General features: G+C 54.4%; 1 protein-coding gene. It reads right to left on the minus strand.

What is annotated here, in order from left to right:
- Positions 1 to 100: 100 nt before the first annotated feature.
- On the minus strand, positions 101 to 1,699 hold the full coding sequence (locus tag EA187_RS20185) for a hypothetical protein (protein WP_127781483.1): 1,599 nt from the start codon (positions 1,697 to 1,699) through the stop codon (positions 101 to 103).
- Between the last annotated feature and the right edge of the window lie 114 nt (positions 1,700 to 1,813).

The following is a 1,813-nucleotide window of genomic DNA, read 5'->3' on the forward strand; positions in this document are numbered from 1 at the left end:
CGCAGGTCATAAATTGTGCCCTCTGCTCAGGAGACTAGACACCCCCTTGCAGAGCACGATTTATGGCCTTTTTCAATGGGTTATGGGGAAGTTTTGGGGCTTATCCGATCACGGATGCACGGTTATCATAGGCGCCGAGTCTTCCACGGAAGACCTGTGAGTAGGCGCGCTCAATTCTGGCTTCGCGAAGCTCTTGGAGCGCTTGACCCGGCACACCAAACGCCTGCTCTGCATCTGCTGGAATCACGTAGCGCACGTCGTAGATGTAGTCGACTTGGACTCGCACGGGAACTTCACGAGTCACCGTCTGTCCATAGGCGTTTGTTCCATCCCAATCGAAGGTCCAGGTCAGGTTTGGTCCTGGGTCGGTTTGATGGGTGAACTCACGGCCCGCAACCATAACCTTTGCCTCAATGCGTTTGAGACTGGCGGGAACAGAATCCCCCGAAAGCCTCACGACAAGGCTTCGCCCCTTGCCCGGCACTCGATCACTTCGATACCATAAAGAAAAGTTTGTCCCCGGCACCGCCACGTTGTGTGCGACAACACGGTTTTCACACTCGATGATAGAACCGCTTTGTTCACACGGGTCCTCTTCGGGTTTCGGAGGAAAGTCAGGTACCTCTTCGGGCTCGAGCGGAATCGCGTCGGGCGGAAATTCGGTAGGCCAGTTCAGGTCGTGTGGGCTGAAGTGAACTACGGGCGCCCTCCAGAGTTCGGTTCCATCGCCATAAGCACCGACCACTGAGCGAACTTCCTCGGTGGTTACGCCCAATTCAATCAGGGCTGCTCCCGAGTCTTTCGTACCGTCCCCATCGACGTCAAAACCTCCATCCACAATTGCAACGACCACGCCGTTATCATTAGGTTTCCAGGACTTGGATTGCTGTCGGTCATACGTTCCCGAAGGCACTACTGACCCCACCGGAAAACCAAGGAAATTATTCACGTAGAGCGAGACGGGTTTGTCGAATTCTACCGTATCAATTTCAACGTCACGAAGCTCATCAACGCTCATCTCAACGGCATAGGTATAGCCTGACTCATCCGGTAGAAGCCCGGGCATTGCGGCTGGTCCAGTCTCCCCCACCGTGTATTCTGTGGCGCGAACGTTGAATTCCTCGAGCACCGCGATGCGGCCATCCGCAAGCCTTACACGAGCCTTCGTGCCGGATTGTACGAATGCCCTAGAGACTCGTACTCCGTCTGCATCTGAGACTTGTGAGGAGTCGATCAGCGCTGCCTCACCGGCACGGACAGTGGTCACCACAGAGTCCTGAGGAGTGGCGACAACCGTTCGACCATTGGAAAACGCATTAGACTCAGCTTCTACCTCGGCATCCACACCCAACACATTATTATCCTCGAATCGAATGACGAGGTCGCCTTCCGCGGAATTGACAAGAAAGTCTACCCAACCGTCAGATCTAGAGAAGGTGTATCCATAGTGAGGCTTGCCGGGGACTCTGGCTCGAACCCCAGCCAGAGGCTGCAGGTCGCGATCTAGAATTTGAGCCCTGATCACGGACACATCGGCCTTATTGAGGCGGTCAACGTCAACACCTCGAAGAACCGGATTTCGGCCCTCGACAAGGAACTTCACCGACTCGTAAAAACTGGAAATCTCTGCAGCGCCGATATTTTGAACTAATGTCGCGGGGTCAAGAGGCTCAAACCGGCATGAATCATGTCGATGCATCCGTGATCGGATAAGCCCCAAAACTTCCCCATAACCCATTGAAAAAGGCCATAAATCGTGCTCTGCAAGGGGGTGTCTAGTCTCCTGAGCAGAGGGCACAATTTATGACCTGCG

The organism is Lujinxingia sediminis (assembly GCF_004005565.1).
GTDB lineage: Bacteria > Myxococcota_A > Bradymonadia > Bradymonadales > Bradymonadaceae > Lujinxingia > Lujinxingia sediminis.